25 protein-coding genes and 2 pseudogenes are annotated in these 26,966 nt (G+C 68.4%); 21 read left to right on the plus strand and 6 right to left on the minus strand.

Going from position 1 to position 26,966, the window contains the following annotated elements; genetic code table 11:
* The first annotated feature begins 335 nt into the window (after positions 1-335).
* The 8 genes from infA to truA all read left to right on the plus strand — a co-directional run bounded on the left by infA (position 336) and on the right by truA (position 5,054).
* Positions 336-557, plus strand: a complete 222-nt coding sequence (infA, locus tag ACTWQN_RS05540) for a translation initiation factor IF-1 (RefSeq protein WP_009948665.1) — start codon at positions 336-338, stop codon at positions 555-557.
* Positions 558-611: 54 nt separating this feature from the next.
* Positions 612-725: a 50S ribosomal protein L36 gene (gene rpmJ, locus ACTWQN_RS05545; protein WP_010315372.1), complete on the plus strand. Its 114-nt coding sequence runs from the start codon at positions 612-614 to the stop codon at positions 723-725.
* Positions 726-873: 148 nt separating this feature from the next.
* Entirely contained in the window at positions 874-1,254 is a 381-nt protein-coding gene (gene rpsM / locus ACTWQN_RS05550) for a 30S ribosomal protein S13 (RefSeq protein WP_184726242.1), read from the plus strand.
* 24 nt (positions 1,255-1,278) lie between these two features.
* A complete protein-coding gene (gene rpsK / locus ACTWQN_RS05555; RefSeq protein WP_009948668.1) occupies positions 1,279-1,683 on the plus strand; it encodes a 30S ribosomal protein S11 in 405 nt (134 codons plus the stop codon).
* Positions 1,684-1,706: 23 nt separating this feature from the next.
* Positions 1,707-2,312 (plus strand): 30S ribosomal protein S4, encoded by a 606-nt coding sequence (rpsD, locus tag ACTWQN_RS05560; protein ID WP_443202221.1) that lies wholly within the window; start codon positions 1,707-1,709, stop codon positions 2,310-2,312.
* A gap of 143 nt (positions 2,313-2,455) precedes the next feature.
* A complete protein-coding gene (locus ACTWQN_RS05565) occupies positions 2,456-3,535 on the plus strand; it encodes a DNA-directed RNA polymerase subunit alpha (RefSeq protein ID WP_443202222.1) in 1,080 nt (359 codons plus the stop codon).
* A 50-nt stretch (positions 3,536-3,585) separates the two neighbouring features.
* Complete coding sequence (gene rplQ, locus ACTWQN_RS05570) at positions 3,586-4,158, plus strand: 50S ribosomal protein L17 (protein WP_443202223.1); 573 nt, start codon at positions 3,586-3,588, stop codon at positions 4,156-4,158.
* Positions 4,159-4,217: 59 nt separating this feature from the next.
* A complete protein-coding gene (gene truA / locus ACTWQN_RS05575) occupies positions 4,218-5,054 on the plus strand; it encodes a tRNA pseudouridine(38-40) synthase TruA (protein ID WP_443202224.1) in 837 nt (278 codons plus the stop codon).
* A gap of 21 nt (positions 5,055-5,075) precedes the next feature.
* On the opposite strand, the pseudogene ACTWQN_RS05580 reads toward truA, so the two are convergent.
* Positions 5,076-5,522, minus strand: a pseudogene (locus tag ACTWQN_RS05580) (LuxR C-terminal-related transcriptional regulator); the annotation flags it as partial.
* A 4-nt stretch (positions 5,523-5,526) separates the two neighbouring features.
* Here ACTWQN_RS05580 and ACTWQN_RS05585 point away from each other — a divergent pair.
* Complete coding sequence (locus ACTWQN_RS05585) at positions 5,527-6,360, plus strand: alpha/beta hydrolase (protein WP_443202225.1); 834 nt, start codon at positions 5,527-5,529, stop codon at positions 6,358-6,360.
* Positions 6,361-6,463: 103 nt separating this feature from the next.
* Here ACTWQN_RS05585 and ACTWQN_RS05590 read toward each other — a convergent pair whose 3' ends face one another.
* Together ACTWQN_RS05590 and eccE are read right to left on the minus strand one after the other, a co-directional pair.
* Positions 6,464-7,195 carry a hypothetical protein gene (locus ACTWQN_RS05590; RefSeq protein ID WP_443202226.1) on the minus strand — a complete coding sequence of 244 codons (732 nt, stop codon included), beginning with the start codon at positions 7,193-7,195 and terminating at the stop codon, positions 6,464-6,466.
* The gene (gene eccE, locus ACTWQN_RS05595; RefSeq protein ID WP_443202227.1) at positions 7,192-8,496 is read right to left on the minus strand and encodes a type VII secretion protein EccE; all 1,305 of its coding nucleotides are present in this window, start codon (positions 8,494-8,496) and stop codon (positions 7,192-7,194) included. Before eccE ends, ACTWQN_RS05590 begins: the two co-directional genes overlap by 4 nt.
* 176 nt (positions 8,497-8,672) lie before the next feature.
* Here eccE and eccB point away from each other — a divergent pair, with 176 nt between their 5' ends.
* The 3 genes from eccB to ACTWQN_RS05610 all read left to right on the plus strand — a co-directional run bounded on the left by eccB (position 8,673) and on the right by ACTWQN_RS05610 (position 12,132).
* Complete coding sequence (eccB, locus tag ACTWQN_RS05600; RefSeq protein WP_443202228.1) at positions 8,673-10,265, plus strand: type VII secretion protein EccB; 1,593 nt, start codon at positions 8,673-8,675, stop codon at positions 10,263-10,265.
* Between the two features lie 203 nt (positions 10,266-10,468).
* Positions 10,469-10,780: a hypothetical protein gene (locus tag ACTWQN_RS05605; RefSeq protein WP_443202229.1), complete on the plus strand. Its 312-nt coding sequence runs from the start codon at positions 10,469-10,471 to the stop codon at positions 10,778-10,780.
* Positions 10,777-12,132 (plus strand): WXG100 family type VII secretion target, encoded by a 1,356-nt coding sequence (locus tag ACTWQN_RS05610; RefSeq protein WP_443202230.1) that lies wholly within the window; start codon positions 10,777-10,779, stop codon positions 12,130-12,132. Before ACTWQN_RS05605 ends, ACTWQN_RS05610 begins: the two co-directional genes overlap by 4 nt.
* Positions 12,133-12,174: 42 nt before the next feature.
* On the opposite strand, the pseudogene ACTWQN_RS05615 reads toward ACTWQN_RS05610, so the two are convergent.
* The 3 genes and pseudogenes from ACTWQN_RS05615 to eccD all read right to left on the minus strand — a co-directional run.
* Positions 12,175-12,564, minus strand: a pseudogene (locus tag ACTWQN_RS05615) (LuxR C-terminal-related transcriptional regulator); the annotation flags it as partial.
* A 204-nt stretch (positions 12,565-12,768) separates the two neighbouring features.
* Positions 12,769-14,163 carry a type VII secretion-associated serine protease mycosin gene (mycP, locus tag ACTWQN_RS05620; RefSeq protein WP_443202231.1) on the minus strand — a complete coding sequence of 465 codons (1,395 nt, stop codon included), beginning with the start codon at positions 14,161-14,163 and terminating at the stop codon, positions 12,769-12,771.
* A gap of 12 nt (positions 14,164-14,175) precedes the next feature.
* Entirely contained in the window at positions 14,176-15,615 is a 1,440-nt protein-coding gene (gene eccD, locus ACTWQN_RS05625; protein WP_443202232.1) for a type VII secretion integral membrane protein EccD, read from the minus strand.
* A 312-nt stretch (positions 15,616-15,927) separates the two neighbouring features.
* Here eccD and eccCa point away from each other — a divergent pair, with 312 nt between their 5' ends.
* From eccCa to ACTWQN_RS05670, 9 genes are all read left to right on the plus strand, one after another.
* Positions 15,928-20,010 carry a type VII secretion protein EccCa gene (eccCa, locus tag ACTWQN_RS05630; protein ID WP_443202233.1) on the plus strand — a complete coding sequence of 1,361 codons (4,083 nt, stop codon included), beginning with the start codon at positions 15,928-15,930 and terminating at the stop codon, positions 20,008-20,010.
* A gap of 309 nt (positions 20,011-20,319) precedes the next feature.
* Positions 20,320-20,718, plus strand: a complete 399-nt coding sequence (locus ACTWQN_RS05635; RefSeq protein WP_443202234.1) for a hypothetical protein — start codon at positions 20,320-20,322, stop codon at positions 20,716-20,718.
* 13 nt (positions 20,719-20,731) lie between these two features.
* The gene (locus ACTWQN_RS05640; protein WP_443202235.1) at positions 20,732-21,277 is read left to right on the plus strand and encodes a DUF3558 family protein; all 546 of its coding nucleotides are present in this window, start codon (positions 20,732-20,734) and stop codon (positions 21,275-21,277) included.
* A 33-nt stretch (positions 21,278-21,310) separates the two neighbouring features.
* Positions 21,311-22,666, plus strand: a complete 1,356-nt coding sequence (locus tag ACTWQN_RS05645) for a hypothetical protein (RefSeq protein WP_443202236.1) — start codon at positions 21,311-21,313, stop codon at positions 22,664-22,666.
* A 14-nt stretch (positions 22,667-22,680) separates the two neighbouring features.
* Positions 22,681-23,505 (plus strand): ESX secretion-associated protein EspG, encoded by an 825-nt coding sequence (locus tag ACTWQN_RS05650; RefSeq protein ID WP_443202237.1) that lies wholly within the window; start codon positions 22,681-22,683, stop codon positions 23,503-23,505.
* Between the two features lie 315 nt (positions 23,506-23,820).
* Complete coding sequence (locus tag ACTWQN_RS05655) at positions 23,821-25,641, plus strand: type VII secretion-associated protein (RefSeq protein ID WP_443202238.1); 1,821 nt, start codon at positions 23,821-23,823, stop codon at positions 25,639-25,641.
* Between the two features lie 66 nt (positions 25,642-25,707).
* On the plus strand, positions 25,708-26,058 hold the full coding sequence (locus tag ACTWQN_RS05660; RefSeq protein ID WP_443202239.1) for a hypothetical protein: 351 nt from the start codon (positions 25,708-25,710) through the stop codon (positions 26,056-26,058).
* A gap of 138 nt (positions 26,059-26,196) precedes the next feature.
* On the plus strand, positions 26,197-26,508 hold the full coding sequence (locus ACTWQN_RS05665) for a WXG100 family type VII secretion target (protein WP_443202240.1): 312 nt from the start codon (positions 26,197-26,199) through the stop codon (positions 26,506-26,508).
* A gap of 63 nt (positions 26,509-26,571) precedes the next feature.
* Positions 26,572-26,862: a WXG100 family type VII secretion target gene (locus ACTWQN_RS05670; protein ID WP_443202241.1), complete on the plus strand. Its 291-nt coding sequence runs from the start codon at positions 26,572-26,574 to the stop codon at positions 26,860-26,862.
* The last annotated feature ends 104 nt before the right edge of the window (positions 26,863-26,966 follow it).

Genomic DNA, 26,966 nt, shown 5'->3' on the forward strand with positions numbered 1-26,966 from the left:
GCGTGTGATCGAAAGTAGTGAGACTCGGAGTACCCACGCAAGCCGCCGACGAGAGGTAACTGCGCAGCGTGACTTCAATGTTGCGCAACGTGTGCAATGCCGCGTTGAGCTGCCCCGATGTGGAGGGCCGATTCAGCGGCGCGTACAGTGGAATACCGGCGCACGAGTGGCGCCGGTTCGTTGTGCCTTGAGTATCCGTCTCCGAGTATCCGGGTCGGGGCAACGTTGGTGTTTCGAGCCGGGCCGCAGTGTGCCCGTCGCGGGTGCCGGGGCCTCCGGTGCAAGCGGCAGGGACTCAGGTCCGAAAACCGTCACCGTCACGAAACGCGGAGGACATGGGCAAGAAAGACGGGGCCATTGAGGTCGAGGGTCGGGTGATCGAACCGCTACCCAACGCGATGTTCCGCGTCGAGTTGGAGAACGGCCACAAGGTCCTCGCACACATCAGTGGCAAGATGCGCCAGCACTACATCCGCATCCTGCCAGAGGACCGGGTCGTGGTGGAGCTCTCGCCGTACGACCTTTCCCGTGGGCGCATCGTCTACCGCTACAAGTGACCTCCACGGTGTCCGGTTGAACCCGGACACGCGTCCGAGCAGGAGAGCACGACCGTGAAGGTCCAGCCGAGTGTGAAGCGAATCTGCGACAAGTGCCAGGTCATCCGCCGTCACGGGCGGGTGCTGGTGATCTGCGACAACGCCCGCCACAAGCAGCGGCAGGGCTGAGCGCGACGTCGCGACGAGCAAGTAGGAACTCCCACGACCTGTCGGCTCGCGAGTGAGCCGACTGACCCCCGGACCAGGCCGGGGCTCCGCAACCAGTTGCGGGGGCGGTGTGGGAGCAGACCTGGACAACAGAAGGAGAACCGGCCAGATGGCACGGGTCGTCGGCGTCGATCTTCCGCGCGAGAAGCGCATGGAGATCGCGCTCACCTACATCTATGGGATCGGCAAGACTCGGTCGAAGGAGATCCTCTCCGCGACCGGCATCTCGCCTGACGCCCGCCCGCGCGACCTCGATGACGACCAGCTCGCGAAGCTGCGTGAGTTCATCGAGAGCAGCTACCGGGTCGAGGGTGACCTCCGTCGCGAGGTCCAGGCCGACATCCGCCGGAAGATCGAGATCGGCTGCTACGCGGGGCTTCGGCACCGCCGGCACCTGCCGGTGCACGGGCAGCGGACCAAGACCAACGCCCGTACCCGCAAGGGGCCGAAGAAGACGGTCGCCGGCAAGAAGAAGGCCGGAAAGAAGTAAGCCTCGCTAGGAGTCAGCTAAACCATGCCACCCAAGTCTCGCGCTGGCGCCGTCAAGAAGGTGCGGCGCAAGGAAAAGAAGAATGTCGCGCACGGTCAGGCGCACATCAAGAGCACGTTCAACAACACCATCGTTTCGATCACCGACCCCACCGGTGCGGTGATCAGCTGGGCATCCGCCGGTCACGTCGGGTTCAAGGGCTCCCGCAAGTCCACCCCGTTCGCCGCGCAGATGGCCGCCGAGAACGCGGCCCGCAAGGCCGCCGAGCACGGCATGAAGAAGGTCGACGTCTTCGTCAAGGGTCCGGGTTCGGGCCGGGAGACGGCGATCCGATCGCTGCAGGCCGCCGGTCTTGAGGTCGGCACCATCCAGGACGTCACCCCGCAGCCGCACAACGGCTGCCGCCCGCCGAAGCGTCGTCGGGTCTGAGCCGCGGGAAGGAGTAAACAAAGATGGCTCGTTACACCGGTCCCGCGACCCGCAAGTCCCGCCGTCTGAAGGTTGACCTCGTCGGCGGTGACCAGGCGTTCGAGCGCCGGCCGTACCCGCCGGGGCAGCACGGCCGCGCGCGCATCAAGGAAACCGAGTACCTGCTGCAGCTCCAGGAGAAGCAGAAGGCGAAGTTCACCTACGGCGTGCTGGAGCGGCAGTTCAGCAACTACTACGAGGAAGCCAACCGGCGTCCCGGCAAGACGGGTGACAACCTGCTGCAGTTGCTGGAATCCCGGCTGGACAACGTCGTTTACCGCGCCGGTCTGGCCCGCACCCGCCGGATGGCGCGGCAGCTGGTCAGCCACGGCCACTTCACGGTCAACGGCAAGAAGGTGAACGTTCCCAGCTTCCAGGTTTCGAAGTGGGACATCATCGACGTCAAGCCGAAGTCGGTGCCCACCACGCCGTTCATCATCGCCAAGGAGACCGTCGGCGAGCGTCCGGTGCCTGCCTGGCTGCAGGTCGTGCCTTCGAACCTGCGGATCCTGGTGCACCAGCGTCCGGAGCGTGCGCAGATCGACACCCCGGTCACCGAGCAGCTCATCGTCGAGCTCTACTCGAAGTGACGCGCCGTCGCCAGCGGCCTGCCCGGCCGCTGGCGACTCGCACAGCGGTGGCGGTGCAGGAAATCCGCCACCGGGCCCGCGAAACGCGGGTACGCCATTCCATCGGCGTCAAATAGCGGGCGCCGTGAGGAAAGGAAAACGAAGTGCTCATCTCCCAGCGACCCACACTGTCCGAAGAGGTCGTGTCGGAAACCCGCTCCCGGTTCGTCATCGAGCCGCTGGAGCCGGGCTTCGGCTACACCCTCGGCAACTCGCTGCGTCGTACCCTGCTCTCCTCGATTCCGGGAGCGGCGGTCACCAGCCTGCGCATCGACGGTGTGCTGCACGAGTTCACCACTATTCCGGGTGTCAAGGAAGACGTCACCGACGTCATCCTGAACATCAAGGAGCTGGTCGTCAGCTCCGAGGAAGACGAGCCGGTGACGATGTACCTGCGCAAGCAGGGACCGGGTGAGGTCACCGCAGCCGACATCGTGCCGCCGGCCGGTGTCACGGTGCACAACCCGGATCTGCACATCGCCACCCTCAACGCCAAGGGCAAGCTGGAGATCGAGCTCGTCGTCGAGCGCGGTCGCGGCTACGTCCCCGCGATGCAGAACAAGCAGACCGGTGCCGAGATCGGCCGCATCCCGGTCGACTCGATCTACTCGCCGGTGCTGAAGGTGACCTACAAGGTCGAGGCCACCCGTGTCGAGCAGCGCACCGACTTCGACAAGCTGATCCTCGACGTGGAGAGCAAGCCGTCGATCACCCCGCGTGACGCGGTGGCCTCGGCGGGCCGCACTCTCGTCGAGCTGTTCGGGCTCGCCCGCGAGCTCAACGTCGACGCCGAAGGCATCGAGATCGGTCCGTCGCCGGCCGAAGCCGACACCATCGCGGCCTACGCGATGCCGATCGAGGACCTCGACCTGACGGTGCGCTCCTACAACTGCCTCAAGCGGGAGGGCATCCACACCGTCGGCGAGCTGGTGTCGCGCAGCGAGGCCGATCTGCTGGACATCCGCAACTTCGGTGCCAAGTCCATCGACGAGGTCAAGATGAAGCTGGCCGGGCTGGGGCTCGCCCTCAAGGACAGCCCGCCCGGATTCGACCCGTCCGCCGCGGCGGCCGAATACCCGTCCGAAGGTTGGTCCTCCGAGGAGACCACCGTCGGCGCGGTCGGACCCGTCGAGGACAACGGCTACGACGACGGTCAGGACTACGCGGAGACAGAGCAGCTGTAGAGCTGTGTTTGCGCGCCCGGGGTACCGGCGCGCCCTGAGAGGAGCAACCGATGCCCACCCCGACAAAGGGTCCGCGTCTCGGCGGGTCGCCCGCGCACGAGCGGCTCATTCTGGCCAACCTGGCCACCTCGCTGTTCGAGCACGGCCGGATCACCACGACCGAGGCGAAGGCGAAGCGGCTGCGGCCGATCGCCGAGCGGCTGATCACCAAGGCGAAGAAGGGCGACCTGCACAACCGTCGTGAGGTCATGAAGACCATCCGCGACAAGGACGTCGTGCACAAGCTCTTCGCCGAGATCGGCCCGTTCTTCGCCGAACGCAACGGCGGCTACACCCGCATCATCAAGACGATGCCGCGCAGGGGTGACAACGCGAAGATGGCCGTCATCGCACTCGTGACCGAGCAGACCGCCACCGCCGAGGCGGAGGCCGCTCGCGGCACGAAGTTCGCCAAGGACAAGCAGGAGACCTCGTCGGAGGTCACCGAGGCCCCGCAGGCCGAGGCGACCGAGGCACCGGCGGAGGCCGTCGAGGCCAACGCCGAGGACACTGCTGCCGAGGCGAAGGCGGCGGACACCGCCGAGGCCAAGGCCGAGGACGCCGAGAAGAAGGACGAGTCCTGATTCCTGGTTCTGCCACGAACGAGCCCGCCGCTCCCGCTGGGGAGGGCGGGCTCGTTCGCGTGCGCCTCGACCTGAGCTACGACGGCACGGATTTCTGCGGGTGGGCGCGGCAACCGGGCCAGCGGACCGTGCAGGGCCTGGTGGAAGACGCGTTGGCGAAGCAGCCGCCGGGACGATCGGTGCCCCGGTCGGTGGTGGTCGCTGGGCGGACGGATTCCGGCGTGCACGCTTCGGGGCAGGTCGTGCACTTCGACGTGGTGCCCCACGACCCGGCCGAGCGCGGGCGGATTTCCGTTGATGCGCAGGGGATCCCGGACCTGGCGCGGATGGTGCACCGGTGGAACCGCATCCTGCCGCCGGACGTGCGGGTGCTGGGCGCCCGGGTGGTGCCAGTCGAGTTCGACGCGCGGTTCTCGGCGCTGCGTCGGCACTACCGGTACCAGGTGTCGGACGCGCCGTGGGGCGTGGATCCGCTGCGGCGCCGGGACACGCTCGCCTGGAACCGCCCGCTGGACGTGGCCGCGCTCAACGCGGCGGCGCGAGGATTGTTGGGGCTCAACGACTTCGCGGCCTACTGCAAGCCGCGCGACGGCTCCACCACGGTTCGAGAGTTGCAGCGCTTCGAATGGGAGCGGGTGGCGGAGCACCTGATCGTCGCGCACGTGACCGCGGACGCCTTCTGCCACTCGATGGTCCGCAGCCTGGTCGGCACGCTCCTGATGGTCGGCGATGGCCGCCGAAGCCAGCCCTGGCCAGCGGAGGTCCTGGAATCCACCACCCGCACCACCGCGGTAGCGCCCGCCCACGGCCTGATCCTCGCGGCCATCGACTACCCCCCGGACGAAGAACTCGAAGCCAGAGCCGCCCAAACCCGAGCCCTGCGCACCCTCCCCTGACGGACCGCATCGCTCGCGGTTTCAACTGCGGACACCTCGGGCCCTGCCGGGTTCGGCTTCGAGATACGCCAGCACCGCCATCACCCGGCGGTTTTGATCGTCGGACGGCGGCAGTCCGAGCTTGGCGAAGATGTTGTTGGTGTGCTTGCCGATCGCCTTGTCGGTGACCAGCAGGCGCGCGGCGATCGCGGCGTTGGACATGCCCTCGGCCATCAGGGCGAGGACCTCGCGCTCCCTCGGCGTCAGTTCACCAAGCGGCTCGTCGCGCTCCTGGCGGATGAGCAACTGGTTGATCACCTCGGTGTCCATCGCCGTTCCCCCGGCCGCCACCCGGCGCACCGACTCTACGAACTGCTCGACCTCGCCGACGCGGTCCTTCAGCAGGTAACCCACCGCGCCCGCCCGGTCGGACAGCAGCTCGCGGGCGTAGAGCTGCTCCACGTACTCCGAGAGGATCAGCACCGGCAGCTACGTGCGGTTGTTCCCCGACCGCGTTCGCGCGCTGTACGTCGACGGCGCCGTCGACCACCTCGCCGATCCAGTCGAGAATGCCAAGGTCAACTACCAGACCATCGAGGACCAGTTCGCCCGGCTCGGCGCCTGGTGCGTGTCCTCCCGGGAATGCGCGCTGCACGGGCGGGATGTCGGTGCGCTCTGGCGCGGACTGGTCGCGGATGCGGACCGGTCACCGATCCCGGTGCGGGGCGAGGAGGTCGCCTACAGCGGCTTCGACCTGAAGATCGCCCCCATCCCCGATGTGATCAGTCCCGGTGCCGCGCCGAGCTTCCCGAACTGGCAGCGGTTCGCGTGGGCCGTCGACAAGGCGGTGGCCCGCGATGCGTCCGGCTTCGCCGACTACGTCGAACAGGCCACCGGGAGCCTGAAAGTACCTGCGATGGTGGGAAAGTCCGTGACCGAGTGCCCGGACGGAATGGGCGTCTACGACTACGCGGACTTCGAGAGGTTGAAGGCGATTGGTGAGCGGGTCTCGCCGAACTTCGCCGGAGAACGGTTCTTGCACCGGTTGCCCTGCGTCGGCTGGCCCACCCCGGTCCGAAACCCGCCGACACCGCTGCCAGCCGACCGGCTCCCACCGCTGCTCGGCGCTGGTACCTGGGTCGACCACGCGTACGTCGCGAACATCGTGGCGCATGTGCCGGGCTCGGCCACGGTCCGCTTCAACGGTTCGGGCCACGCCCTCTACCTGAGCGGCGACCCGTGCACCATCGCCCACGCCAACCGCTACCTGGAGTTCCGCCGCCTGCCTCCGCCGGGCACCACGTGCGAACCACCCGCTGCTGATTAGCGGTTCGCGTCGGCCGCGCTGCGTCGGTGCATGGGTGAGGGGCACCCGTGACCAAGTAACTGGGTCACGGGTGCCCCTCACCGCGAAACGTCGCGTGCGCCGATCAGTCGCCTCGGCGGATCGGGCCGAGGATTTCTTGTTCCTTCTTGTTCGTCACCAGGCGGATCATCGTCCAGGTCATGTTGCCGAGGGCGATCACCGAGTCGTCCTTGAGCTGGGTCAGCTGCTGGACCTGGTGGCCCCGCAGGCTCCAGATCCGCTGGGCGAGCTGGGCCTGGTTCAGCGGGAGGCGTTGCAGCAGCACGAGATCCGCGGTGTTCGCCGCCGTACCGCTGCTGACCTGCGGGTGCAGGTAAGGCAGCACGTACATGGTGGTCTGCCACGGCGCGCGCGGCGGGAACAGCTCCTGCGGCACGGCGCCGCCGTCGTGGATCACCAGCAGCGGAGTGTCCTCAGTGGACCGAGGCAGGTCGAACGGCGCCAGCCGGCGAATCTGCGCCAACGGCACCGCCTTGCCGTCCGGTGTCTGCCCGGCCGCCCGCTCCAGCATCTTCCACGCCGCCGGTCGTCCGGTGGCGACGATCACCCACGCGCCGGTGGCCATCGCGCGCAGCGCGAGCTGCCGGGCCAGGTACAGGCCGCCGAGGGTGACCATGCGGGTCGGGGCCGGGCGCAGCATCGAAGCGGCCTGCGCCTCGCCCTGCTGGTCGGAGCCGATGATCACACCGCCCCGGTCACCGGACGGGCTGATGGCGTCCAGGGTTTCCGGGGTGACCAGGAACTCCGGTGCCGCCCCCTGGCTGCCGGGCACATCGATCGTTCTGCTTCGGCTCATGCCGCACCTCCCAGCGGCAACGTCGCCGCGTAACCGGCCAGTTGCGAGCCGCGCAGCGGGGTCAGGGTCAACCCGAGGCGGTGGCTGATCGCCTTCAGCCGTTCATCGGCGGCGTTCAGCTCGGTGGGTGTGCGGGCGCTGACCCGCACCAGTCCGCGCAGCCCGACCTCGCCTTCCTCACCTGCCGGTGAGACGGACAGCGCGATGCTGGTGGACAGCGCGCGGATACCGGTGAGCGCGTTGAGGCTGTCGTTCATCTGGTGCGGCCAGTTGGTGATGGCGTAGCTGGAGTGCCCGACGCCCCCGGCCGTCACGCCGTCCCAGCGCTCCTTGAGGCCGACCGGGCGTTGCGAGCCGAGCACGTTGTGCAGTTCCGCCGAGGAGATCCCGGCCTGCAGCAGCTCGTCTGGGTCCAGCGGGCGGGTCGGCACACCGCGCCGCTCCAGCGCGTTGCGGACTCGGGACAGCGCCCCGATGAGTGCCCGCTGCGCGCCGAGGACGCCGCCGCCGCGCTCGCCGATCGCCTTCGCGCAGCGCTGCGGATCGAGGCGCACTGCGATCCAGGTGGTGCGCCGCGCGGCCGCGGGCAGTCGGCCGAGGACTTCCAGGTAGGAGTTCAGCGCGGGCGAATTCGACGGCAGCGCCGCACTTCCCGGGTAGCAGTGCCAGATGACCTGGACCGCGTCGAGCACCACACCGCGGTCTTCCAGACACGGAACGAGCACGCCCAGCGGCAGGTTCGGCGCGTTGTCGACCGGGTTCAGCAGCGACGGCGCCGGTTCGACCATAAGCACCGCCGTCCACTTGCCGTTGTGCCAGGCCATGCCGACCGGGTTGCGGTCGTGGTCTTGGGTTCGGGCGATCACCAGGTCTTCGACGACCAGGCGCAGCAGCGCGACCCGGTGGTTCTCGTCCGGGCCGATGATGCCGTCGCCGTCCTTGTCCTCAGCCGGTTCCATGGCGTCGACGTTGGCCGGGTGGGAAACCCGGGTGTGGTTGCGGCCGCGGTATTCGAGCACCAGCCCGAACCACTGCGTGAACCAGCGGCCACGGCGCCGAAGCAGCGCGATGATCAGCGCCAGCAACGCGACCCCTGCGCCGACCGGCAGCAGGATTTCGTTGATTATGAAGAGGATCAGGCCGATGGCGAGGCCGACCTCGATGAGCACGATGTTGGCCGCCGGGATGCCACCGAGCGTCACGCCGTTGATACGTCGCCGCCGCGCGCGGATCCGGGCGCGGGGCGGGCTGGCGGGCCCGGGAGCTGTCGGCTGGGCCGGATGTTGCGTGGTAACGGACATCCGTTCGGTCTCTCCCCCTCGCAGGTTCAGGTGCGGCACTCGGCGCGCCGGGACGCGTTCCTCGGGAAGCCGCGTGATGAGAATACTGACGGACTCGGTCGAACCGCACCCATTTGGTATCTCTCTGCGACTATCCTGCGAAACCGTACCTCGGACGGGAGAGCTGTAGGCGAAGAATGGCATCAACACCCACAACCAAGTCACAGGTTCAGGCGTATCGGTTCGTGCTGCGCCGCATGGAGTCGGCGCTGGTGCGAAAAGACGCGGTGATGCTCCACGATCCGATGGGTTCGCACAAGCGGGCCACGATCGCGGGTGCAGTGCTCGCTGCCGTCGGCATAGTCGGGTTCCTCGTTTGGGGCCTGTTCGGCGGCAGGGGCTCGGTACCGGATCCGGGGTCGATCGTCATCGCCAAGGAAAGCGGCAGTGTTTTTGTCGTCACTTCTGACGATCAGGCGCAAAAGCGACTGATCCCCATGCTCAACATGGCCTCGGCGAAATTGCTGGTCATGGCCCAGGGAGGTGGGCAGGGCGGCGGTCCGGTCGAGCCCACCACGGTGAAAGAGGCGGCGCTGGCGGACTTCCCGCGCGGTGCGCTGACCGGCATGGTCAACGCGCCGACCTTCCTGCCGAAGGCCAACAACGCCGCGGAGCCGTCCTGGGCGATCTGCGATGTCGGGCAGGTCCAGAACAGCCTCAACGACGCTCGGGTGGAGGCCGCGACGCAGGTGCAGACGACGGTGATCGGTGGTGACGGAAACCACGGCACCGAACTCGCGCCGAACCAGTCGCTGTACGTCGAGGACGAGACCTCCGGAAACCAGTACCTGATCTACCGGGTCCAGGACCTGCCGGGTCGCCCGCACACCCACACGGTCAAGTCGAGGGTGGACCAGACGCAGAGCAACGTGCTGGACATCTTCGGGCTCGACGGTGCGACGCCGCGGACGATCAGCACCAACATGCTCAACTCCATTCCGGAGGTCCCGATGCTGCAGGTGCCGGACGTCCCGGGTGATGGCACGCAGTTGGACTACATGTCCCGGTACCAGGCCGGCGATGTCGTCCGGCGCACCGTGCCCGGGCAGCCGGACCAGTTCTTCCTGCTGCTGCAGGGCGGCAAGCAGCAGATCAACGAGGGTGCGGCGGCGGTGCTGCACGGGGCGAGGAACGACAGCCAGGACATCCCGAACGCCACCGGCGCGGTCACCGACGCCCAAACCGCACCGTCGGAAGAACAGCTCAACCTCACCAACTTCCCGATGTCGGTGCCCAAGCCGGTGACCTTCCAACAGGCCGACACGTCCTGCCTGAGCTGGAAGAACGTCAACGGTGACCAGAACATCACGGTGACCCTGCACAAGGGCTCACCAACGGCGAAGGCACCGGTCAAACTGGCCCAGTTCGACGGTTCCGGGCCGAACGTCGACTACTTCTACATGCCGCCCGGCAAGGCCGCGGTGGTGCGTGGTTCCTCGAACGAAGCGGGGGCGAACAGCGGGCCGATCTTCCTGGTGTCCGACCAGGGCGTGCAGTACGGCGTCAAGGATGTCGCCACCGCGCAGGGCCTCGGCGTGATCGGTGGCGCCGGGGACATCAAGGCGGGCCCGTCCTGGCTGATGCGGACCCTGCCGAAGGGCGACTTCCTCGACCCCGCGAACGCCAGCCTGACCTACGACTCGGTCCCGGTGGCACCGGGCGGGGTGAACCGTCCGCCGCAGAACCAGCAGCAGCAACAGCAGTCCGGGGCCGCCCAGGCAGGTAACTAGCAGTCTGGTTTCGGCCGCGAGCACAGCCGAAACCGGTCACGATCGGGAACCGAACAGGTCGGCTCCAACGTCCGAGGAACAAGCGATCCGCCCGCAGCACATGGTGAAGCTGCGGGCGGATTGTCATAAGGGCCAGTCGGTCGGCTGGCGACTGCACAGCTTCGAAGACGAGCAATACGAGCGACCAACTCGGGAGGTGCCGGATGTCGGGGATCCGGATCGACATCGAATGGCTGGCGACGTACGCACGCGAAGTGCGCGCCGCTGGGGAGGAGATCACCACGGCGCAGCAGGGATTGGCGGCTGCGGAACTCGCCCCGGAGGCCTTCGGTGAACTCGGCCGCAAGGTGGGGGCAGCGGAGGCCTACCAGCGGGCCCGCGCGTTGCTGCTGGACCAGAACCGCCGCGCCGGTGAGACGTTGACGCGCGCCGGTGACGAACTGCGCGAGGTCGTGGACTTCCACGGCGTCGGCGACGACGACAGTGCCAGCGAGATGCGGAAGCAGGAGGCATGAGCATGGCGACCGAGCGCTCCGAGGTGGCCGAACACCTCGACTACCTGTCCCGCATCGCGGACGAGTTGCAGGTCGCGAACTCGATTCCCGCCGACCTCGCCGACTTGGTGGGACACCACGAGGATCTGCGCCAAGCCGCCCAGGTGTGGCGCCAGGGCGCGGAGACCGCGGAGCAGGCCGCGCTGGACGTGCACGGGCGGCTCGGCGGGATCGATTCGGCGTGGCAGGGTGCGGACGCCGATGCGTTCCTCGCGCACATCCGGGAAGTCGGCCTGGCGGGCAACGACCTGGTCGATTCGATGCGTGCGCTGGCGGATGCGTTGGAGCACACCGTCGACGCGGTGCAGACGCAGTTGGACGACCTGGGCGAGCTGGTCGTGGAGGCGGCGGACTCGGTGTCCTCAGCACTGCTGGCGCCCGTCGAGGGTGCCAACCGGGCGCGCAAGCACTTCGCGGATCTCGCCCAACCGGCTCTTGAGCTGGCCGAGTCCATTTCGGACGCTTATGCCGCGTTCGCGCGGTTCTGCGACGACCTGGAGGAGGGCCGGTCGACCGGATCGGTCCAGTTCGACCGCCGAATGCCCGCGCAGGCCTGGGACTTCCGCGCACCCGCTGCGGCAGCGCCCCCCGCTGCCGCCGAACCGGCGGGTGCCGAACCGGCGGGTGCGGCTCCGGCGAGTGCTGAATCGGCGGGTGCGGGTGCCGGTGGCGGTGCGTCGGGTGGCGCGTCCGGAGTTGGCGCCGCGAGTGCTTCCGGCGCACCTGGTGGAACCGCCGATACCGAATTGTCACCGGGCGGCACTTCGCGGGCGGTCGAGCCGTCGGCGCTGCCGCCTGCTGCCGCGGCCACCGGCGGCGCGATGGCCGGTGCCGCTGGCGGCGCGGCCGCTGGCGGGATGTACGGCGGCATGATGCCGATGGGCATGATGGGCGGGATGATGGGCGGCGCCCAGCAAGGCGGCGGTCAGGAGCGCAGGAACCCCTCGCGGTTCAAGGCCAAGCCGGAAGAGCTGTTCGGCACCCCGCCCGATGCGGCCCCGGCGGTCTTCGGCGCCAAACCGCAGGACCAGGCCCCGGAATCGGCCAAGCCCGTCAGCCCGCAGTCGGCCAACCCGCAGTCTGCCAACCCGCAGTCTGCCGGTCCACCGCTGAGCATCCCGTCGGTCCTGGAACCCGCGAAACCACGCCCCTCGATCGACGACGTCCTGCACCCGAAGCCAAAACCAGCAGGCGAGACCGCACCCCCGAAGCCGAGGACCGGCACTGCGTCGGTAGGTGATGCGCCACCGCCGAAGCCGAGGACCGGCACCGCGTCGGTGGGCGACGCCCCACCTCCGAAGCGGCGGGACTGACGGTCACGAGGCGACTGGCCCGCTTGCGGAGATCGCTGGGCGTCAGCGCGGAGTTCGGGGTGATACCAGGCCGGTTTCGTACGCCGTGATGACGAGTTGAGCTCGGTCGCGGGCGTGGAGCTTCGCGAGCAGTCGGCCGATGTGCGTCTTCACCGTCGGCATGCTCAGGTGCAGCTGGTCGGCGAGTTCGGTGTTGGACAGCCCACGCGCCACCAAGGTGAGGACCTCGCGTTCCCGACCGGTCAGCGCGTCCAGCGCGCGGGCCGGGGAACCGGTCGGCTCCGGTCGCCGGGCGAACTCCGCGATCAACCGCCGGGTCACCGACGGCGCCAGCAGTCCGTCGCCCGCCGCGACCACCCGGATCGCGGCCAGCAGCTCGCCGGGCGGAGTGTCCTTGAGCAGGAACCCGCTGGCCCCGGCGCGCAATGCCGCGGTAGGTGGCCGTGATCGCCACGCCGAGGGCGGCATCGACCAGGAACAACCGCTTGCGACCTGGATCAAGCACATTGCGACAGTAATAGCTGCGTCGGGGGTCGGTGCTCGCGGCGGTCGGCGCGATGGCGGTCATCGGCACCCTCGGCTGAACGCGAACCGGCCCGGTGTCCTAAGTGGACACCGGGCCGGTTTCGGAGCTGCTCAGCGGCCGCTGTTCTCGCGGGCTCTGGCCCGCACGTTGCGGACCGCGTTGACCAGGAACGCGGTGAAGATTATCGCCGCGATGCCCGCTCCAGCACCGCCCATCGCGATGATCAGCGCCGGGAAGTCCTGCTGCGGGATGACGTCGGCTTCCAGCCGCTTCGGTCGCGGTGGTGGCGCCACCTTGCCGTGCTCGGCCGGGACCACGTCGCTCAGCGCGGCCATCGGGTCGATCATGCCGAAGCCGACGATGTCGTTGCGCCCGTTGATGCCGCCCGGGTGCAGCGCCGTCGTCTTGATCCGGTCCATCACCTGCTGAGCCGAGAGTTCCGGGAACTTCTGCTTGATCAGCACCGCGAGCCCGGACACGTACGGCGCGGCGAAGCTGGTGCCCTGGATCGGGCCCATCTGACCGTCCTGGCCCTCGGCGATCTGGCTGGCCAGCCCGCTCCCACCGACACCCGGATCGAGTGCGATCAGGCCCTCACCAGGTGCGGCCACGTCCACCCATGGCCCCGGCACGGTGAACTCCGACGGCGCACCCTGCTGGTTCACCGAGGCCACGGTGAGCACCTGGTCGTCGAACCAGGCGGGCAGCACCGCGGTCGTCGGGTTGCCGGACGGGTTCTTCTGGCACGTCCCGCCGACGTTGCCAGCGGCGGCGACCACCACGATGCCCGCGTTGTAGGCCCGAAGAACCGCGTTGTGCAGCTGCTGGTTCCCGCGGTTGGCGAAGTTGCTGGCCTCCGCGATCGGCTGGCACGACGACTGCGAGATGTTGATGACGTCGACGTTTCGGTCCACCGCGATGTTGATGGCTTCCGCCATGGTCTCGGTGTTGCCGATCGTCGCGTTGGTCTGGTTGTCCTGGAAGAGACTCGAAGACTGCCGGATGGACAGGATCGCCGAATCCGGTGCGACGCCGACGTAGCCGATTTGCCCGGTCGGGTCCGCGTCGGCGCCGATGATGCCGGCCACGATGGTGCCGTGCCCGTCGCAGTCCTGGTCGCCGCGGCCGTCGGGGATGCTCGTCCCGCCGCCGAGCACGTTGCCCAGGCGCGGGTGCCGGTTGACGCCGGTGTCGATGACCGCGACCGTCTTGCCGGCGCCGGTGAGGGCCTGGTCATGTGCCTGCTCGTAGCCGAGCGTCAGCTGACTCCACGGCTTTTCCTCGATCAACCCGCCGCCGCGGTTTCCGTTCATGCAACCCTGCTTCTGCGGGAAGCCGAACGTCTGCAGGGAACTGTCGGCTTGTTGCGACGGATCCAGCGGTGGTGGGCCGACTGTCTGCGCGACCGCTGGTGCCGTCGGCCCACCCAGCGCGAGCGCGCCCACCGCGGTGAACAGCGCGAATCCGCGCATCACGCCGCGCGAGCGGGAGTGCCTAGAGCGCATCACGCCGCCCCTCTAGAAGAAGTTCAGGTTGAGGTCGCGGATCGTCATGTAGAGGTCCATCGCGGCCAGCGCCAGCGGCAGCACCAGGGCGATCAGGACCGCTTCCAGGATGTCCACCATGCGGCGCTGCACCGGCGAGAACCGGCGGTTCGGGAACACCACGCCGAAGATGATCGACAGGATGCCCAGCAGCAGCAGCGGCGGGAAGACCCAGGCCACCGCCAGCGGCATCTGCGCCACCTGCACCAGCAGTCCGATGGTGACGCCCAGCGACGAGAGCAGACCGCTGAGCAGCAGGGCGATCGCCTGGCTGCCGTTGGCGTAGTTGCGGCCGCGCAGCAGCAGCACCGCCGAGACGACGATGGCGAACACCGCACCCCAGATGCTGGCCGCGGCAGCGAGGATCGAGCCGAGCGCGGCGACCAGCCCGCAGCCGATGATCAGGCCGGTCATGTACTGGTGCGCCAGCCCGGTCTGCCGCTCGATCATCCGGTAGTCCGGGAACCCGGTGTCTTCCTTGAGGTCCTCGGCGCTGCCCGGCACGTGCGGCAGCGGCAGTTTGGCGAGCTGGATGGTGATGCGCGGCAGCAGCGAGATACCGGCCAGGCCGACGGCCGCGGCGCCCGCGGCGATGCCCGCGGTGTTGGCGGCGGGCACCAATGTCGCGACGATGAAGGCGATGGTGCCGAACGCCGCCGCGGTGGCCGCCGCGATGAAGGTCACGATGCCCGCGCCGATCACCATGATCGACACCGATGCGAAGATCAGCGTCATCGCGCTGGCCAGCAGCAGCTTCGGCTCAAGTGCGTTGCCGGGCACGATGTTGAAGCCCGCGACGAACGCCATCGGCAGTCCACCTGCGGCGGCGATCACCGTGCCCGTGGTGGGCGCCGCGTAGGCGCGGGTCACCATCGATCCGACGCCGGTCGCGAAGATCGCCACCACCGCCGCGGTGACGGCGGCCACGATCTGGTAGACGATCGGCTCGGCACCGTCCAGACCGGGGTGCAGCAGCCCGGCCGGTCCGGCCAGGCCCAGCGCGATGGCCGCGCCGATGAGCGCCAACGCGCCAGCGGCGTGCCCGACCTTCGCCGCGGTTTCCTTGGTCCACGGCCGATAGCTGCCCGGCTCGGCTTCCGCGAGCGCGTCGACGACGTCGTCGTACAGCGGCGGTGGCGGATCATCCGACCTGCGCCGCAGCTGCAGCATGTCGCCGTCCACGACGCCCTGCGAGGACAACGTCTGGCTCGGATCGAGGGGCTGGCTCTCCCCGAGCTTGGCCAGGCACCAGCCGCCGTGCCGCGAACCGCCGTCCGGGGTGATCTCGCGAGCCATATCCAGCAGCATCGGCAGCAGGTCCGCCACCGACACGTCCGCGGGAAGCGCCAGGTCGATACGAGTTGTAGGCGCCACCACCGTCACGCGGCTGAACACCGTGGTCCCGGTCGCCACTTGGGCCCCCTACTCCCTGAGGTTGATTGCCTTGCATTCATTTATGTCGCTGGGCTCGATCCAACCAAGGCCGATTTTTCTTCCGAAACCCACCCGCCCGGTCGAAGAGCGCCCCTAGTATGGCCACACCGACCGTCGACGGGTGACGGGTTTGGTGGAACTCGTGACAACTACTTCGTATCTGGTTGGTCACGCTGGACTCCCACCCCGCCGCCGGTGGTGCCGCAGCGGTACAGAATGCTGCCTGCGACATTCGAGAGCACAGTGTGGCAGGCGAATGCCCGCTACGACATGGAAAGGTTGTTGCGTCCGGTGAGCACGCTGCAGTTCAAGCGAACGCCACGCCTGGCCGCTCCCAGGCCACCGGGCGGGGAGGTGCACCTCGAACCACCGCCGGAGATTCCGCGGACGATTCCGGGCAACATCGTCCAGAAGGTCCTTCCCGGCCTCATGATCGTCGCGTCGCTGGGAATGATGGTCTTCATGTTCCAGCGGGCGAACAACAACCCGATGATGATGATGATGCCGATGATGATGCTCATCTCAACATTCGGGATGATGGCTGGTGGCGGCCGGGAAGGCAGCCAGAAGAAGGCCGAGATGAACGAGGACCGCAAGGACTACCTGCGGTACCTCGGGCAGATGCGCGACCGGGCGCGGGAGGCCGCCGACGAGCAGCGGCTCGCCCGGGAGTGGGTGCACCCCGACCCGCAGACCCTCTGGTCGCTGGCCGCCGGTAGTCGGCGGATGTGGGAGCGGCGGCCCAACGACAACGACTTCTGCCAGGTCCGGGTCGGCCGCGGTTCGCAGCGGCTGGAAACCCGCCTGGTGCCACCGCAAACCGGACCGGTCGACGAGCTGGAGCCGATCACCACGCTGGCGCTGCGCCGCTTCGTGCGGGCGCACTCGCTGGTGCCGGATCTGCCGATCGCGACGTCGCTGCGCGGCTTCGCCGCCGTCGGCCTGCAGGGCGAACGCGAACTGGTCCGCGGCCTGGCTCGGGCGATGGTCTGCCAACTCGCCACCTTCCACACCCCGGACGACGTGCTGATCGCGGTCGCCAGCAGCGGTCGCGCGCGCACCGAGTGGGAATGGGTGAAGTGGCTGCCGCACGCCCAGCACCCGACCGAAACCGACGGCATCGGCCAGATGCGGCTGATGGCCGGATCGCTGAGCTCCGTCGAGCAGATGCTGGCCGAGGAACTGGCCGAGCGTCCGCGCTTCCAGCGCAACGCGGCACCGCCGGACGGCCAGCCGCACATCGTGATCATCATCGACGACGCCGAGATCAGCCGCGAGGAGACGCTCTTCGTCGAAGGCGGCCTGGCCGGGGTCACCATGATCGACCTGTCCGACCTGCTCGGCCAGCTAACCGCGCGCCGCGGCATGCGGATGGTCGTCGAGGACGACCGCATCGGTGCTCGCGGCGGCAGCGGCGTCGAGTGGTTCGGCAAGCCCGACTCGCTGACCATCGAGGAAGCCACCTCGCTGGCCCGCCAACTGGCCCCGTACCGGGTGGTCGGTGGGGTTTCGGCGGACGCCGACACCGGCGGCTACGAGCCGCTGACCACACCGCTGAACTACGTCGAGCAGCTGGGGTTGGCCGGTGACGTGGTCACCTTCGACCTCAACGAGGCGTGGCGGGTCAAGCCCATCAGCGACCTGTACCGGGTCGCGATCGGTCCTGGTGAGCAAGGCGAGATCGTGCACCTGGACATCAAGGAGACTGCCTCCGGCGGGATGGGCCCGCACGGGCTGTGCATCGGTGCGACCGGTTCCGGTAAGTCGGAGTTCCTGCGCACCATCGTGCTCGGTCTGATGGCCACCCACTCGTCGTCGATGCTCAACTTCGTGGTCGTCGACTTCAAGGGTGGTGCCACGTTCAACGGGTTCGAGCCCGCGCCGCACGTGTCGGCGAGCATCTCGAACCTGGAGGGCGACGGCTCGCTGATCGACCGCATGCAGGACGCGCTGGCCGGTGAGATGAACCGCCGCCAGGAGGTCCTGAACAAGGCGGGCGCGAAGAACGTTTGGGACTACCGGAAGATGGGCGAGGCAGGCGACGAGCGCTGCCAGGAGCCGCTGCCCGCGCTGTTCGTGGTCATCGACGAGTTCTCCGAGCTGCTGTCCCAGCAGCCCGACTTCGCCGAGCTGTTCGTGATGATCGGTCGACTGGGCCGTTCGCTGCAAGTCCACCTGCTGCTGGCCTCCCAGCGGCTGGAAGAGGGCAAGCTGCGCGGCCTGGACTCGCACCTGTCGTACCGGATCGGTCTGAAGACCTTCAACGCGGCGGAATCCCGTGCGGCGATCGGTGTTCCCGACGCCGCCGACCTGCCCGCCACCGGTGGTCACGGCTACCTGAAGCACCCCAACGGCATGGACCGGTTCCGCGCCGCGTTCGTCTCCGGGCACCTGCACCAGACCAGCGGTCGGCGGCCGTCGCTGAAGGGCGGCGCGTCGCCGGTCACCGGTGACAAGATGCCGCGGTTGTTCATCCCGGACTTCGTCGAGAAGCCGCCGGAACCGGAGCAGCCGGTCGTCGCGGAGGTCAAGGAGGAGAAGGACGACCTCGCGCCGACCGACTTCCAGATCGTCATCGACAAGATCCGCGGCCAGGGGCCACCGGCGCACTCGGTGTGGCTGCCGCCGCTGGACACACCGCCCACTTTGGACACCCTGCTGCCGCCGCTGCAGCAGACCGACGACCGGGGTTACACGGCGGCCGGTTATGCGGGCAGCGGTCGGTTGCAGGTGCCGGTGGGCCTGATCGACGTGCCGTACCACCAGCGCCAGGACCCGATGATGCTGGACCTCAGCGGGCAGGCCGGGCACGGTGCGGTCGTCGGCGGTGTCGGGTCCGGCAAGTCCAACGCGATGCGCGCGATGATCGTTTCGATGGCGTTGACGCACACCCCGCAGGAAGTGCAGTTCTACTGCGTCGACCTCGGTGGTGGTTCGATGGCGGCGCTGCGCGGCCTGCCGCACCTCGGTGGCTTCGGCAGCCGTCGCGACCCCGACACCGTGCGGCGTACCGTCGCCGAGCTCAAAACGCTGCTGGCGGATCGCGAAGGCCGCTTCCAGCAGCTCGGTGTCGAGGGCATGAACGACTACCGCAACCGCAAGCGGCGCGGGGAGTTCGAGGACGACCCGTACGGCGACGTGTTCCTGATGATCGACGGCTGGCGGGCGTTCCGCGAGGAGTTCGAGGCGCTGGAACCGGACGTGCTGAACCTGGCCTCCAACGGTCTCGGTTTCGGCATCCACGTGTTCGTCTCGGCGGCCCGGTGGGCGGAGATCCGGCCAGCGCTGAAGGACCTGCTGCAGACTCGCATCGAGCTGCGGCTCGGTGACCCCAGCGAGTCGGAGATCGACCGCAAGGTCGCGGTGAAGGTACCGGCCGGTCGGCCGGGTCGCGGGATGCACGCGTCGAAGCTGCACTTCCTGACCGCGCTGCCCCGAGTGGACAGCGAGAACATCGGCGACCGGTTGGTTGCCGAGCTGGAGGCGGCCGAGGCCGAGCGCCGCCCACCGCGGATGGGTTGGGAGCTGTACAACGACGACGTGTCCGAGGGTGTCGCCGACCTGATCAACCGGGTCAAGAGCTCTTGGAAGGGGCGTCCGGCGCCGCAGGTCCGGCTGCTGCCGGAGCTGTTGCCGCACAACCAGTTGCCGCGTCCGGAGCAGCAGCCGAACCCGAAGCTGGTGCCGATCGGCATCAACGAGGACGGCCTGCACCCGGTGTACCTGGACCTCGCCGCCGAGCCGAACTTCTACGCCTTCGGCGAGCGCGAGTCGGGCAAGACGGCGCTGCTGCGCACCATCGTTCGCGGCATCACCGAGCGGTACACCAACAAGGAAGCGCTGATCCTGCTGGTCGACTACCGGCGCACCATGCTCGGGTTCCTGGACACGGGGCACCTGCTGGAGTACGCCGTCAGCGCCGACCAGCTCAAGGGCAACGTCAAGGACGTCGCTGCGGCGTTGAAGAAGCGGATGCCCGGCCCGGATGTCACCCAAGAGCAGTTGAAGAACCGCTCCTGGTGGAAGGGCCCGGAGCTGTTCGTCGTCGTCGACGACTACGACCTGGTGGCGCCGCAGGGCAACAACCCGCTCGCGCCGCTCGCGGAGTTCGTGCCGCAGGCCAGCGACGTGGGCCTGCACATCATCCTGGCCCGCAACTCCGGTGGTGCCGGTCGCGCGTTGTACGAGCCGATCATCGGCAAGATGCGCGAGACCTCGGCGCCGGGTCTGGCGATGAGCGCGAACAAGGATGACGGCCAACTGGTCGCCAACATCAAGTCGCGGCAGCTGCCGCCTGGTCGGGGCACCCTGGTCAGCCGCAGCCTGCGCGGCGGGCCGCAAATGATCCAGACGGCGTTCATCCAGCCGGAGTGATCTAGACCGGTCAACGCGAAAAGCCTCCCCCGCTCCGGCGAGGGAGGCTTTTTTCGGCTAGGCACGGGGACTGCTCTCGCCGACGCGTCGACGGTGGCCGAGCCCCGTGACATGCCGTGTCCTGGCAGGCAGCTTCGCCCGGTCGCTGCAATCGCCGCGGAGGCAGGCGTCTGATCCGGTATCTCCCGCTCGGTTGGCGGAGGTTGTTTCGTGAATGTTGTCCGGTACGGGACCGGTTTCTTGTACTCTCTGCGTTCGTGATCACACGCGTGCGTGACTGGCCGTGATCGCGAACATGGAGGGGGCTCCGTGACCACTGGGATGGAAGATTTCGCCGCGCAGGCAGGCGCCCTGGCCGGACAGGCCGCGGGCCTGCGCGCAGCGGTCGACAACGGCCAACTCGTCATGGATCCGGCAGCGGCCGAACGCGTCGCCAAGGTCTACGAGGAGAAGGCCGACAAGCTCAACAGCAAAGCTGGACGGCTTGATCAACTTGTTGTCCGTGACGCTTTCGGTGCCTGCCACATCGGGCGGCAGCTTGGGCAGAAATTCGAGGACAAGGTGAACGCACCGGATGTGGGCTTGGTCGCGATCCTGGACAAGATGGAGCAGATCTTGCGGGATATGGGTCAGGCCTACCGAGATTCGGCGCGGGTTATGCAGAGCACTGACGACGAGCACGCTCAAAATTTGGGACGGAACTTCTGATCTGATGGTGGGTATGCGTACAACACGAGTCGCCGTAGCAGGTGTGTTGGCCACAGCTGGCCTCGTTCTCGCGGGATGTGGAGGGACGGGTGGCAGTGGCGACCCGTCGGCAAGTTCGGAATCGCAGCCCGCTGGGCCGTCGCCGCTGGCGGCCGTTGATCCGTGCACCGTGGTTCCGCAGGACGACCTGCAAGCCTTCGGTGTGACTGGGCCAGGCGAGGCTGTTGATCAGGGTGTGGGCGAGCCTGGCTGCGACTTCGATGCTGGCGATTTCATCTTGACCATCTACAAGGCAGAGCAAGACGACTTGTCGTATTGGGAAGGTCAGAAGAGCAAGTTCAGCATCTTCGAGCGCAATCAAGTCGGACCTCGCGAGGGCATCAAGGCCGTAACCACGGGGTCGCAGGGCACCGGAATGTGCCGTCAGATCATCGAGGCTGGCGGTGGCTCTGTCTCGGTCGCGTTGAACTACGACTCCGACAAAGCCCCGAGCGACGAGACCACTTGCGCGAAGGCGATGGAGATCGCGCAGGTCGTCGAGCCGAAGTTGCCGCAATAGGAGTCGCAACAAGACCTGTCGAGGGGGAACGACATGGGCAACTGGTTCACCGATGGAGCCAAGGAGATCGGGGGCTCGGCCTCCGATCTCTGGGCTGGTGCGACCGGCGGCGAAACCAGAGCTGAACAGGAGCAACGGCTTCGCCAGCAGGCCGCGATGGCGGTGGGTGAGAAGCACCGGTCGGATCTCGCCCAACAGCAACAGGGTTTGCACATCCAGGGGCACGACCCGGCGTCGATCAACCAGCACGACAACTGGGGAGACTGGGATCAGGCGCGGCTCGCCAACGAGCTCAAGCCCTCGTTGCAGGTCGGGCGGATCAACGCATCCGGGCGGGCGTGGGAGAATCTTGGCAAGGAAATCGCCGAGCTCTTCGCCGACCTGGACGCCAGGGCCCGCGGCGCCGCTGAAAGCGGGATGCGGGGGCAGGCGGCGGAGGCCGGGTTTCGTGCGGCGGAGCCGTTGCAGAAGTGGGGGCTGGAGTTCGGCGACTCGGTGCGCGGTACCGGCCTGAAGATCCAGGAAGCCGGGGTCGCCGCCGAGCAGACGAAGGCGCAGCTGCAGCCGCCTGAGGACTACAACACCACCCGCACCGTGATGGCGACGATGGTCAGCCCGGTCGGCGGCATCATGGATGCCGGTGCGCAGATGCGGGAGCGCGAGGAAGCCAACAAGCAGGCTCGGCAGGTCGTGCAGAACGTCTACACCCCCGGCTACACCGCGGTGGACTCCAGCACACCGACGTTCCCGCCGCCGGTCGATCCGCTGAACCCGCAGCCACCGCCGGACGAGGGGCGCAACCAGCACAACATCACCGGCAAAACCAGCACCGAGACTTCGGGTAACGACCGGACCGGTAACACCGGCATCGCCGACCGTTCGATCCCGGATCCGAACAGCGACCGGGACGGCTACTCGCGGCCCCCGGCGCAAACCGGCTCGCAGTGGGCGAATCCGACGACGCCGCACCCCGGCGGTCTCCCGGGCACTCCGCCCGGCGTCCAACCGCCCAGCGGCGGTGCCGCCTTCGTCGGCACCCTGCCGCCAGGCGGTGGTGCTGCCGGAGGCACGGGTGCCGGTGGCCGTGGTGCTGGCGGCATGGGGGCCGGTGGTCGAGCCGGTGTCGGCGGGCCCGGCTTGGGCGCGGGTGGTCGTGCGGGTGTCGGCGGGTTGGGTGCTGGCGCCGGTGGGTTGGGCGCCGGGGCAGGTGCCGCTGGCGCGACGGCCGCGCGCGGTGGTGCCGGTGCCGGGATGGGGGCCGCCGGTGCGGGTCAGCGCGGTCAGGGCAGCGAGGACGAGGACCACGATCGGCCGAGTTGGCTCGAAGAGCAGGACGACGTCTGGCTCGACGACATGCCGCGGACGGCGCCGCCCGTCTTCGGTGAATGAATCCGGGGGGAAACGTGTCCGAGCGTTGGGTGCTGCCCCCGCTGTGGTTCGACCTGTGCTGGGAAATCGGAAGGTTCGACGAATATCCGTTCCCGATCGCGGTGCGGTCGCACGGCGCGACGCTCGAAGAACGCGCCGTGCTCCGGCAGCGGGCGCTGCCGGACATGGCCGCCGCGGGCCTGCTCGGCGGCGGCGGTCTCGCCCCGCGCTTCGCGCAGGTGCTCACCCAGCTCGCCAAACCGGGCCTGTGGATCGAGGGGCTCTGGATGCCCGACGACGCCACCGAGTCCCCCGCCCGGCTGCTGTCGGTGGCCACCGGAGAAGGCGCGGTGCTGCTCGTCCAGGAGCCGGGCGAAACCGAGCAGCACGGCGGTGATCTGCGCATTTCGGTGCACCCGCGGGCATCCGTGAGTGCGGCGGCGATCCAGGGCATGCCGTCGGCGCCACCCGGAAAACGGCCGCGCCTGGCGGTCCCGGTCGCTGATCTCGCGGCGCGGGGCAACGCCGAGGAGAACCTCGAAGAAGTCGACCTGATGCAGTCGGTCAGGCAGCCGAAGCGGCGGCCTCCGGCGGCGCAGACGTTGCGCGCGATCACCGAGGAAAAGCACTTGCGGGACGGCCAGTTCACCGCGAACCTCCGCGATCGGATGGGCCGTCCGCGGCGCTCCCAGGTCCTGAAGTGGTTCGACGCCTACGAACCGGACGGCCGCTACGGCCTGACCCAGCAACAACGTCCCGGCGTCGGCGCGGAACTGGTCCTCGCGCCGCTCGGCCCGGCAGAGCTCGGCGCCGCCCTGGACAACCGGATCGGCGAAGTCCGCGCCGGTTCGTCCCCCTGAGTGGGAACTGCGGTTCTCAGCGCCTGTCGTCGAACTCGTTCTGCGTGGGCGGTGCGGGTGGCCAGGCGATCGGCCCGACGTAGCCACTTCAGCGACAGATTCTTGCCGGAACGATCACTCACGACCCGCGTGGGGCAGAAGGCTACATCCGGTGATGGATGCTCGCGTTGATCGACCGATCAGGGGCAGACTGTTGGTGCGCTCGCACCCTTAGCCTCTAGGGTGCTCGGGGGGAGTCGGCGTGCCGAGGGGTCGGCCGCGTCGGACAACGTACGTCGTCGGAAAAGCGCTCCGGCGACGGTGAAGGAGTTCTGGGTGTCCCTGCACGTCTCGATCGACTTCGGCACGTCGAGCACATGCACGGTGGTGTCCGTCGGCGGCGCCGAGCCACAGGTGGTGGTCATCGACGGGCAGCCGCTGGTGCCCTCGGCGGTGTTCGCCGCGCCCGACGGCACGCTGTTCGTCGGGCACGAGGCCGAGCGGCAGGCCGCGGTCGACCCGGCTCGCTTCGAGCCGCATCCCAAGCGCCGCATCGACGAAGGTGAGCTGCTGCTGGGCAGCAGCGTGCTCAAGGTGGGCGACGTGATCCGCGCCGTGTTGCAGCGCGCGGTCGGCGAGGCCCGCCGCTTCGCCGGTGGCGCCGCGGTCGACCTGCTGGTCCTGACCCATCCGGCGGACTGGGGCACGGTGCGCAGCGCCGAGTTGCGCCAGGCCGCCGCCGGGCTGGGCAAGGAACTGGTCATGGTGCCGGAACCGGTTGCGGCGGCGGTGTTCCACTCCGCCGGGCACGGTCTGCCGGATGGCGGTGCGCTGGCCGTGCTGGACCTCGGCGGCGGCACGGTGGACGCCAGCGTGGTGCGCAAGCAGGGCTCCTCGTTCCAAGTGCTGGCCACCCGGGGTGAACCGAACTTCGGGGGCGCGGACATCGACCAGGCGCTGCTGGACCACATCGGCCGACTCGTCTCCGGCGCCGATCCGGAGGCGTGGCGCAAGCTCGTCGAGGGCCGCGACATGGCCGATCGCCGTCGTCGCCGGGTGCTGCGGCAGGACGTGCGCGGCGCCAAGGAAACCCTGTCCCGGCACACCTACACCGACGTGCCGATGCCGCCGCCGTTCTCCGATGCGCACGTCACCCGCGTCGATCTGGAGGCGCTGATCGCCCAACCGCTGGGCAAGGCCGCCGACCTGGTGCTGACCACGCTGCGCGAGGGCGGCGTGACCCGACCCCAGCTGGCCGGGGTGTTCCTGGTCGGCGGATCGAGCCGGATCCCGTTGGTGGCGCGACTGATCCACGAACGCACCGGGGTGGTACCGACCACTTTGGACCAGCCGGAAACCGTGGTGGCGCGGGGCGCCTTGCGCGCCGTGCGGCTGGATCCGGACCGCAGCGGCGGATTGGCGCCCGCCGGTGCTTGGGCCGGTGCGTCGACGGTGCGTTCCTACCCGGTGACCGCGGCGCCCTCCGGCGGCTATCCCACCGGTCCGAGCGTGACCGCCGGTGATTCGCTGAGCCGGGCTCGGACCGTCGTCATCGGCGGTAGCGACCGGACGAAGCCGGTCGAGCAGCAGGGCCGCCGCAAGAACCGCAAGCTGCCGTGGCTGATCGGGGCCGGGGTGGCGGTGGTGCTGGTCGCCGGAGTGATCGCGGCGCTGGTCTTCCTGCCCCTCGGGGGCGAGCCGGACGCCGAGCCCGCTGATCCGACCCGCCTGGTCGCGCAGTACGACTACGAGTTCTCCTATCCCGCCGACTGGAAGCAGATCGGCGGTGACCCGCAGAAGTGGCAGACGCTGATCGGCCCGCAGAACGACGCGCAGGGCGCATTGGTCGCCGTCGAAGAGGGAAAGCTCAACTTCGATACCGACACCGAACGCGATCGGGCGGTGCAGCAACTGCGCTCCGAGTACCAGAAACGCGTCGACGCGGGCGAACAATTCTCACTGTTCAACCCATCCACCAGTTTTGCCGGTCGGGACGTGGTGTACTACCGGGAACAACTGCCGGATGCGACGGTCGAGTGGTACGTGTTGCACCAAGGACAATTCCGGGTCAGCGTGGGCTGCAAGTACGGCTCGGTCGGCAAGGAAGACGTGGTGCGCGCCTGCGAACAGGTCATCGGTTCGATCAAGGTGCGCTGAACCGGCGGTGAATTCTCCGCTGCGGAATGGATTTCGCGCGCGGTTGTCGGGCAGAGAGGCATTGGCATGGCAGATCGAGCAGATTCCATCCGTAGATTCCGGGCCGCACTCGCCGATGCGGTCGGCCGCAGCCGCCGGGCCCGCGGCGAAGCGCACCAGCGCGCCGAGGATTTCCAAAGGCACACAAAGGAACTCGCCGAGAACAAGCCGTCCGAACCGGCCGCCGAGTCGCGGCAGCGGGAGATGGCGGTCGCCTATCGCACCCGGATGGGGCTGGAAGTCGAGGAGTTCTCGGCGGCGGAACCTAATGCGGTCCCGGACGCCGCGCGGAACGAGTCCGCGACCGGGAAATCGCAAGAGCAAACGCCTTCCGACGGCAGCGATCTCGACTTTTCGCAAGCGCGAATCATGCGGTGACCTGCGAGTTCCGTTCGAAACGTTTACATCAGCAACGGGTTGCGCGGAAATCCAGGACAACGTGGAACCGAACATGGCAATGTCTGCGTCGCAGGTTCATCCGAACTTGATGGCGAGTTTGAAGGGGGTCATCCAGAGATGGCTGGAATTGGTGCAGACACCGAGGCGATTCAGCAGGCGTCGGTTGACATCGACGAGGCGCGCAGTGCTGTCGAGTCCGCGCTCCAGCAGCTGAGCGGCCAGCTGGAGGGGCCGGTCGCGAACTGGAAGGGCGCGGCTGCGGACGTGTTCCGCAAGCTGATGGAGCAGTACGAGGACAGCGGCAAGAAGATCCTGCAGAAGCTCGACGAGCTGGGCCAGAACGTGCAGAGCTCCGGTGCGGACTACGCGCAGGTCCAGGAGGACCAGGCCCAGGAGATCTCCAAGATCACGAGCTTGCTCGAAGGCTGATCCCGGCAGCCGCCGATCGTAGTTACCGAATTCTTGACCATAGGTATTTCGAGGGGATAAGCAATGAGCGAGATTGCAGTCAACTTCGCCGAGCTGCAGCAGGCTTCCGACGACCTGCAGGCTGCGGCCCAGAAGATCCAGGGTGAGCTGGACGACCTGGAGGGCAAGATCCAGAAGCTGGTCTCCACCTGGGAGGGTGAGGCCGTGGCCGCCTACCAGGAGGCGCAGAAGACCTGGGACGAGGAGGCGGCTCGGATGCAGGAGACCGCCGCCAAGATGGGCATGGCCGTTGGCGCTGCCAACGAGTCCTTCCAGGCCGGTGAGAAGAAGAACGCCGGCCGTTTCGGTGGCTGAGTCCACCCGCTGAAAGCCGACTGCGGCCCCGGCGATCGCCGGGGCCGCCGCGCTGTCCGGGGTCGTGCGGGTACCGCCGGCGGGCATTCGCTATCCTGATTCCG

The organism is Saccharopolyspora antiqui (genome assembly GCF_052246905.1).
GTDB lineage: Bacteria > Actinomycetota > Actinomycetes > Mycobacteriales > Pseudonocardiaceae > Saccharopolyspora.

Bases quoted from the DNA above. Each gene is read 5' to 3' on its own strand.
- infA (WP_009948665.1), top strand. From the start codon at position 336: ATGGGCAAGAAAGACGGGGCCATTGAGGTCGAGGGTCGGGTGATCGAA.
- rpsM (WP_184726242.1), top strand. From the start codon at position 874: ATGGCACGGGTCGTCGGCGTCGATCTTCCGCGCGAGAAGCGCATGGAG.
- rpsK (WP_009948668.1), top strand. From the start codon at position 1,279: ATGCCACCCAAGTCTCGCGCTGGCGCCGTCAAGAAGGTGCGGCGCAAG.
- rpsD (WP_443202221.1), top strand. From the start codon at position 1,707: ATGGCTCGTTACACCGGTCCCGCGACCCGCAAGTCCCGCCGTCTGAAG.
- rplQ (WP_443202223.1), top strand. From the start codon at position 3,586: ATGCCCACCCCGACAAAGGGTCCGCGTCTCGGCGGGTCGCCCGCGCAC.
- ACTWQN_RS05590 (WP_443202226.1), bottom strand. From the start codon at position 7,195: ATGAGCCGAAGCAGAACGATCGATGTGCCCGGCAGCCAGGGGGCGGCA.
- eccE (WP_443202227.1), bottom strand. From the start codon at position 8,496: ATGTCCGTTACCACGCAACATCCGGCCCAGCCGACAGCTCCCGGGCCC.
- eccB (WP_443202228.1), top strand. From the start codon at position 8,673: ATGGCATCAACACCCACAACCAAGTCACAGGTTCAGGCGTATCGGTTC.
- ACTWQN_RS05605 (WP_443202229.1), top strand. From the start codon at position 10,469: ATGTCGGGGATCCGGATCGACATCGAATGGCTGGCGACGTACGCACGC.
- ACTWQN_RS05610 (WP_443202230.1), top strand. From the start codon at position 10,777: ATGAGCATGGCGACCGAGCGCTCCGAGGTGGCCGAACACCTCGACTAC.
- mycP (WP_443202231.1), bottom strand. From the start codon at position 14,163: ATGCGCTCTAGGCACTCCCGCTCGCGCGGCGTGATGCGCGGATTCGCG.
- ACTWQN_RS05640 (WP_443202235.1), top strand. From the start codon at position 20,732: ATGCGTACAACACGAGTCGCCGTAGCAGGTGTGTTGGCCACAGCTGGC.
- ACTWQN_RS05645 (WP_443202236.1), top strand. From the start codon at position 21,311: ATGGGCAACTGGTTCACCGATGGAGCCAAGGAGATCGGGGGCTCGGCC.
- ACTWQN_RS05660 (WP_443202239.1), top strand. From the start codon at position 25,708: ATGGCAGATCGAGCAGATTCCATCCGTAGATTCCGGGCCGCACTCGCC.
- ACTWQN_RS05665 (WP_443202240.1), top strand. From the start codon at position 26,197: ATGGCTGGAATTGGTGCAGACACCGAGGCGATTCAGCAGGCGTCGGTT.
- ACTWQN_RS05670 (WP_443202241.1), top strand. From the start codon at position 26,572: ATGAGCGAGATTGCAGTCAACTTCGCCGAGCTGCAGCAGGCTTCCGAC.